Annotated in this window: 7 protein-coding genes; 3 read left to right on the forward strand and 4 right to left on the reverse strand. The window is 73.7% G+C overall.

Features of this window, described 5'->3' with window-relative positions; translation table 11 throughout:
• Positions 1-92 precede the first annotated feature (92 nt).
• Positions 93-1,004, reverse strand: a complete 912-nt coding sequence (locus tag ACWEOZ_RS36435; RefSeq protein WP_360553253.1) for a proteasome assembly chaperone family protein — start codon at positions 1,002-1,004, stop codon at positions 93-95.
• Between the two features lie 100 nt (positions 1,005-1,104).
• On the opposite strand from ACWEOZ_RS36435, the gene ACWEOZ_RS36440 reads away from it, so the two are divergent.
• Entirely contained in the window at positions 1,105-1,599 is a 495-nt protein-coding gene (locus tag ACWEOZ_RS36440; RefSeq protein WP_451915220.1) for an N-acetyltransferase family protein, read from the forward strand.
• Positions 1,600-1,612: 13 nt separating this feature from the next.
• Here ACWEOZ_RS36440 and ACWEOZ_RS36445 read toward each other — a convergent pair whose 3' ends face one another.
• A complete protein-coding gene (locus ACWEOZ_RS36445; protein WP_451915221.1) occupies positions 1,613-3,964 on the reverse strand; it encodes a putative bifunctional diguanylate cyclase/phosphodiesterase in 2,352 nt (783 codons plus the stop codon).
• Positions 3,965-4,163: 199 nt separating this feature from the next.
• Here ACWEOZ_RS36445 and ACWEOZ_RS36450 point away from each other — a divergent pair, with 199 nt between their 5' ends.
• Both ACWEOZ_RS36450 and ACWEOZ_RS36455 read left to right on the forward strand, forming a co-directional pair.
• Positions 4,164-4,865, forward strand: coding sequence for an EcsC family protein (locus tag ACWEOZ_RS36450; protein WP_451915222.1), 702 nt, complete (start codon positions 4,164-4,166; stop codon positions 4,863-4,865).
• A gap of 32 nt (positions 4,866-4,897) precedes the next feature.
• Positions 4,898-5,536, forward strand: coding sequence for a hypothetical protein (locus tag ACWEOZ_RS36455; RefSeq protein ID WP_451915223.1), 639 nt, complete (start codon positions 4,898-4,900; stop codon positions 5,534-5,536).
• Here ACWEOZ_RS36455 and ACWEOZ_RS36460 read toward each other — a convergent pair.
• Together ACWEOZ_RS36460 and ACWEOZ_RS36465 are read right to left on the reverse strand one after the other, a co-directional pair.
• A complete protein-coding gene (locus ACWEOZ_RS36460; RefSeq protein ID WP_451915224.1) occupies positions 5,524-6,369 on the reverse strand; it encodes an NAD-dependent epimerase/dehydratase family protein in 846 nt (281 codons plus the stop codon). The two genes, ACWEOZ_RS36455 and ACWEOZ_RS36460, sit on opposite strands and share 13 nt — an antisense overlap.
• Positions 6,360-6,839: a hypothetical protein gene (locus tag ACWEOZ_RS36465; protein ID WP_451915225.1), complete on the reverse strand. Its 480-nt coding sequence runs from the start codon at positions 6,837-6,839 to the stop codon at positions 6,360-6,362. Before ACWEOZ_RS36465 ends, ACWEOZ_RS36460 begins: the two co-directional genes overlap by 10 nt.
• Positions 6,840-6,922: the final 83 nt, after the last annotated feature.

The raw sequence follows: 6,922 nt of genomic DNA on the forward strand, positions 1-6,922 counted from the left end.
CCCCCATACCTCACCGAGTGTCCCCGCCCGATTGCTCTCATCATCGGGCAGTCCGGCCTGGTGGGGGTGCGTTTGACGAAGCCGGTGCGGGCTCAGCCCTGGTCGTTGTCGCGGCTCTGCTCGGCCAGGAAGCGCTCGAGCTCGGCGCCGAGCTCCTCGGCGGTCGGCAGCGGACCGCTCGACTCGGCCAGCAGGTTGCCCTGCCGCCCGCGCAGGAACGCGTCGTACTGCTCCTCCAGCGACAGCACCAGCCGGCTGGCCTGCTCGTCGTCGGCGACCTGCTTGTCGACCTCCTGGCGGACGACCAGCGCGGCCTCGCGGAGCCGGCCGGTGGGCAGGGCCAGCCCGGTGGTCCGGGAGACGGAGTCCAGCAGCAGCTCGGCCGCGGCCGGGTACGTGGTCTGGGCCAGGTAGTGCGGCACGTGGGCGGCGTACCCCATGGCGTCGTGGCCGGACTCGCCCAGCCGGAACTCCAGCAGGTTGCCGACGCTCGCCGGCACCTGGACGCGCTGCAGCCAGGACTCGCGGTCGCCGAGCAGGCGCTGGTCGGTGGCGTGCGCGGTGACGCTCACCGGGCGGGTGTGCGGCACGGCCATCGGGATGGCGTTGAGGCCGACGGTCAGGTTGACCCCGAAGCGCTCGATCAGGCCGGTCACGGCGGCGATGAAGCGTTCCCACTGCAGGTCCGGCTCGGGGCCCGCGAGCAGCAGGAACGGGGTGCCCAGCTGGTCGCGGACGAGGTGCAGGGCCAGGCTCGGCTCCTCGTAGCTCTCCCAGTGGTCCTCGACGAAGATCATGGAGGGCCGGCGGGACCGGTAGTCGAGCAGCTGGTCGATGTCGAAGGTCGCCAGGACCTGGGTGTCCAGGTGCTCCAGCAGATGTTCGCGGGAGAGCTGGATCGCGCTCCCGGCGTCGACGAACCCGGTCAGCGCCTGCACGAGCACCGGCTCGTCCAGGTCGGGCAGGTCGTCGGCCAACTCGTAGAGCCCTTGTGGGTCGAGCACGCTGCGGACCTCCTCGAGATGCGCCCGCGGGGGCGGGCCATGTGGTGGGAACACCGGGCCGCGCGTGTTCATTCCTGCTCCCGCGCGCGAGGATCGGTGCATGTCTGATCTTTCCCTACGGCCGATGGTGCCCGGTGACGCGGCGGCCGTGCTGGCGATCTACCAGGCGGCGCTCGACGGCGGCGACGCCAGCTTCGAGACGACGGCGCCGGACTGGGCCGCGTTCGACGCGGGCCGGCTGGCGGATCATCGCTGGGTCGCCGAGGTCGGCGGCACCGTCCTGGGCTGGGTCGCTGTCACCAGGGTCTCACCCCGGCCGGTGTACGCGGGAGTCGTCGAGCACAGCGTCTACGTCGACGCCGCGGCCCAGGGCCGGGGGGTGGGACGGGCGCTGTTGCAGCGGCTGTTCACCTCGACCGAGGCGGCCGGCATCTGGACCATCCAGTCCGGCATCTTCCCGGAGAACGAGGCCAGCCTGGCGCTGCACCGGCGTACCGGGTTCCGGGTGATCGGCACCCGGGAGCGGGTGGGCCGGCACCACGGCCGCTGGCGGGACGTGGTGCTGCTGGAACGGCGCAGCCCGGTGGTGGTCTGACCCAGGTAAAGGCTCAGACGGCGAGCACTCGGGCCGCCTCGAGGTGCTCGGTGACCTGCTGCGGGGACAACGGGCGGGAGAAGTGGTAGCCCTGCGCGAAGCGGTAGCCCAGCCGGTACAGCGTCTCGGCCTGCTCGGCCGTCTCCACGCCTTCCGCGATGGCCTGCAGGTGCAGCCCGTTGGTGATCTGGATCATGGCGGTGGCGATCACCGCCTCCTCCGAGCGCCCGCCGATGCCGTCCACGAAGGACTTGTCGACCTTGAGGGTGTCGGCCGGGCAGGTCCGCAGCAGCCCCAGTGACGAGTGCCCGGTGCCGAAGTCGTCCAGCGCCACCTTGACCCCGAGCGTGACCAGGCTCTGCAACGTGTCCAGGGCGACGCCGCCGTCGAACACCGCCGTCTCGGTGACCTCGACGACCAGCTTCTCCGGGTCGAAGCCGCTGTCCGCGAGCGCCGCCCGTACGTCCGCGGCGAAGCCCGGCTCCCGCAGCTGCCGGGCCGACACGTTGACGCCGATCTCGCCGGGCGCGCCCGATCCGAAGACGTCCTGCCACTCGGCGGCCTGGCGCAGCGCGGTCCGCAGGATCCAGTCGCCCAGCGGCACGATCAGGCCGGTGCGCTCGGCGATCGGGATGAACACGTCCGGGCCGATGAAGCCGCGCTCGGCGTGCTTCCAGCGGATCAGCGTCTCCAGCGACGTCCACTCGCCGTCGGGCAGCGAGACGATCGGCTGGTAGACGAGCGTGAAGTCGCCGTTGTCCAGCGCCTGACGCAGTTCGGCGCCGAGCTGGGCGTCGGCCGCCTGGTCCTGCTCCAGGCGGGCGTCGTAGACCGCGTGCCGGCCCTTGCCGCGCTCCTTGGCGGCGTACATCGCCAGGTCGGCGCGGCGCAGCAGCTCCTGCGGGCTGGCCTCCGGCCACACCTCGGCGAGCCCGATGCTGGCCTTGACCAGCAGGTCGTAACCGAGCGCGTGCACCGGACGGGTCAGCGACTCGGCGATGCGGTCCAGCACCTCGGTCGCCTCGGTCAGGCGCACCCCGCGCAGCAGCAGGCCGAACTCGTCCCCGCCGAGGCGGGCCACCACGTCGTCCTCGCGGACCGCCTCGCGCAGCCGCTGCGCGACCACCACCAGCAGGGCGTCGCCGACGGCGTGACCGAGCCGGTCGTTGATCGCCTTGAAGTCGTCGAGGTCGATCAGCGCCAGGCTCAGGGTCCCGCTCGCCCCGCCCTCGGTCTCGGCCAGGGCCGTGCGGGTCTGCTGCTCGAACAGGGTGCGGTTGGCCAGGTCGGTGAGGGCGTCGTGGGTGGCGCGGTGGGTGAGCCGGCGCTGGTAGCCGTTGAGCTCGACCAGGTTGGCGTCCACCCGGCCGAGCAGCCGGCCGTTCTCGGACAGCGCGTTCACCTGGCGCAGCACGACCAGCGCGGTCAGCAGCACCGCGGCCAGTGCGACGGTGAGCACGGCCCCGCCGGCCTGGCTGCTGACCGTCAGCAGCAGGGCGTCGGTGGCCGCGACGGCCAGGTAGGGCACGACGCTGAAGGGCCGGCGCCGGCGCTCGGGCTGCGGGACCCCGGCGGCCCGGCGCTGCCGGTCGGCGGCGAACGCCACGAACAATAGCGTCGCCGGCACGAACATCTGCGACCCGCTCAGGCCCGGGTGCAGGTCGAACAGCAGCGGGAACAGACCGCCGCCGACGGCGCCGACCGCCGCCGCGGCCGCGAGCAGCCGCAGGGCGATCCGGTCCACGCCGCCGAAGCCGCTGAGCGCGACCTTGACGAAGGCCAGCGAGCCGACCAGGCCCAGGGCCATCAGCATGATCACCGGTACGGCGGCCGGCCCCTCGGCGTCCCAGGCGTTCACCACCTGCAGCAGCATGTACCAGGAGAAGATGCCGACCGTGATGCTGATCGTGGCCGCGTCGAGCAGGAAGCGGACCATGACCCGGTCCTTGCTCTCCCGCTTGGTCATCGGCAGCCGCAGCAGCGCCCAGAGCAGCACCAGCATGGCCAGCGCGTAGCAGATCGAGGTCGGCACGTCGTGCTGCTGGTCCAGCCGGCCGGGGTTCAGCACGGTGAAGCGGGCATCGCCGGCCAGGCCGAGCACGATCAGGACGCAGACCACCGCCAGGGACCGCCACACGCGCCGGGTCACCCGGTCCAGCCCGGGGGTGAAGGCGGTACGCCAGCAGGCCCAGCCCGCGATCGCGGTGCCGATCATGGCGGGCATCCAGCCCCACACCACCGGGCTGCGCTGCGCGGCGAAGTTCGCCGTGAAGACGCCGATCGACACGACCAGTACGGCGACAGCAGTGATCAGCATCGGTGTCGGCCGCAGCCGTTCCACCTGCCGTTCCTCGCCCGTCGTCATGCGTGCGTCGTCCTTCCGCCGCGGATCCGTGCCTGCGCAGCCCTCATCGGTCGCCCGGTGGACGGGATGAGCGAAAACCGGGACGGTGAGCGTCACCGCGCGGATGCACAGCGTGGGATCCGGCCAACCGTTGTCGTGCACGTGCAGCTGCACGGCACAATGGAACGAGATCCCCCTCTCGACCCCTCGGAGTGATCTGGTGACCGATCCCGCCGTACCCGCCCTCCCGACCCCGCCCAACGCCTCTGACCAGGGCTGGGACCCGGCCGGCCCACCCGGGACGCTGTGGGCCCGGATGAAGGCCGACCCGCAGTACGCCCCGGAGCACCTCGCCCTGGAGGCGGTCCGCCGGCTGGGTCCCGAGGCGCAGCGCTGGGCCGAGCGGGCCCGCTCGGAACACCCCGGCCTCACCCCGGACGAGCTGGCCCAGCAAGTGGTCCGGCGGTTCACCAACCACGCGCGGCTCTCCGGTGCCGTCTCCGGGGCCACCGGCCTGCCCGGCGCGGTCGTCGACGTGGGCGTGCTCGCGTGGACGCAGGCGCGGATGGTGCTGCACGTGGCCGCCGCGTACGGCGTCGACCCGACCGGCCCGGACCGCGCCACCGACCTGCTGGTGCTGCAACGGGTGCACAAGGCCGCCGAGACCGCCCGGCTCGCGCTCGGCGTGGCCGCGGGCCGGGAACGCGCCAGCCGGCTCTTCGCCACCAGCGCCGGCCAGCCGCTGTCCGGGGTCATGGTCAAGCTCGGCGTCAAGCTGGCCCAGATGGCCGGCGTCCGGGCGGCCCGGCGGATGGCCGCCAAGGTCATCCCGGGTGCGGCGGTCGTGCTCGGCACGTGGGCGAACTCGGCCGCGACCAAGGACCTGGCCCGGCGCACCACGGAGCTCTACCGCCGTTCCTAAAGTCGGCGTGAACGTTGTCGATGATTGCTCCTGTGAAGGACAGGGACACGAGCTCCGGGGGCCGCTCGCCGCTGCGCAAGCGCCGGCTCCTGCTGTTGGTGACCCCGTTGCTGCTCACCGGTTGCAGTCTGTTCACCGCGCCCAGCGCCACGAAGAGCGGTGGCACGGACATCAGCTCCGAGGTGACCGGCAGCGACCAGTGGCTCGTCGTGGCCCGGGGCAGCGCCACGCCGACACCGCGGCCGAGCACCGGCGTCCGGCCGGCCCCGACCGCGACCACCAGCGGCTTCCTGCCGCTGCCCAAGGTGGCGCGACCCACTCCGTCGCCCACTTGTGCCCGGGACACCCCGCATTTCAACAAGATCAACGCGCTGGCCGTCACGCCGGGCACCACCTCGGCCACGGTGAACTGGTACAACGTCGGCGGCTACAACATCGTCGAGTTCCGGATCACCGCGATCAGCCAGGACCTCAAGCTCGGCGAGCAGCGCGACATCGGCTTCGTCACGGTCAAGCCGGGCAACCCGTGCGGCTTCCTGAGCGCCACGGTGCCCGGCCTCGACCGCAGGACCGGCTACGTCTTCACGGTCGACGCGGTGGTGATCCGCCGCAGCGGTGACGGCACCCACGCCGCGACGGTCTTCCGCTCGTCGGTCGTCTACACCAAGTAGTCGGCCAGCGTGCGTTCCGGGCGGTAGCCCAGCGCCCGGGCCCGGCCCAGCTCCAGGATCATCCCGTCGGTGAGCTGGTCGACGGCGTAGCGGGTCAGGGTCGGTGACACCGCGGCCAGTGCCCGGACCGGCCCGGCCGGCACGTGCCGCACCGGCACGCGCAGGGCCCGCGCGAAAACCTCGTCACGCCGGTACGGCCGTTCGTCGGCGATGTTGTACGCGCCGCCGGGCCACTCGACCGCCGCCAGGCAGGCCGCCGCCAGATTCTCGACCGCCGTGAGGCTCATCGCCACGTCCGGCCCCGGCAGCCACGCCCGGCCCCCGCGCACCACCCGGCGCAGCCGTGGCACCAGATGCCGGTCGCCGTCGCCGTAGACCGCCCGCGGGCGCAGTGCCACCGCACCGGCGGCCAGGGCGAGCCGCTCCCCGGCCGCCTTGGTCCGCCCGTACACGCCGCGGTGTCCGCCGACGGGATGCTCCTCGGGCACCGGCGTCCGGTACGGGCCCGGGCGGTAGACGCTGGCGCTGCTCACCCAGACCACAGGCCGGCCGTCCGCCGCTCGCAGCAGCCGCGCGGTCCCGTCCACGTTGACGGCCCGGAACGCCGCCTCGGTGCGGCGCCCCGGCCGGGGGTCACCGACGGCGGCGGCCAGGTGGACCACGGCGTCCGCGCCGGTCAGGTCGGGCAGCTCGCGGGCGGCGTCCCAGGGGACGTGACGGCCCACCGGACCCGGGCGGCGGCTCAGGCAGAGCACGTCGTGCCCGTGCTCCGCGGCGAGGCGGGCGACGGCTGTGCCACAGAAGCCCGACGCGCCGGTGACAGCTAGCCGCATGTCGCCCGTACCGTCAAGGAACGCCAGCCCGGCAGCGCCGCGCGCCGGTCCGGCCGGGCCCGGACCACCACCGGGCGCAGCGGGGCGAGCGCCTGCAGCAGGTCGGTGAGCTGGGTGCGGGCCAGCCGGGCACCGGGGCAGGCGTGCGGGCCGACGCCGAAGACGAGCTGGGCGATGTGCGCCGGCGCGGGCGCACCCGGGTCGGGGTCGAGGTGGTGGGCGCCGACGGCGTGCCGGGCGATGAGCAGCATCCGGTCGCCGGCGTGGACCGGGCAGCCACCGGAGGCCGTCGGCAGGCGACCGGCCGCGGCGGCGACGCGGGGCAGCAACGGGGTCGGAGCGGTGACCCGCAGCAGCTCGGAGGCCAGGGCCGGGCTGCCGGCGTACCCCCAGAGGTCGGCGTCGGCGGCCCAGGCCGCGGCTCGCGGCAGTGCGGCGACCGTCGTGTTGACCGCGGCCACCGCCAGCATCACGGCCAGGCCGGCCTCGCGGGGCCGTTCTCGTGTCAGGGGTCAGGCGTCAGCCGCGATAACCGCCGATGCCGCTGCCGGCC

The organism is Actinoplanes sp. NPDC004185 (assembly GCF_053603475.1).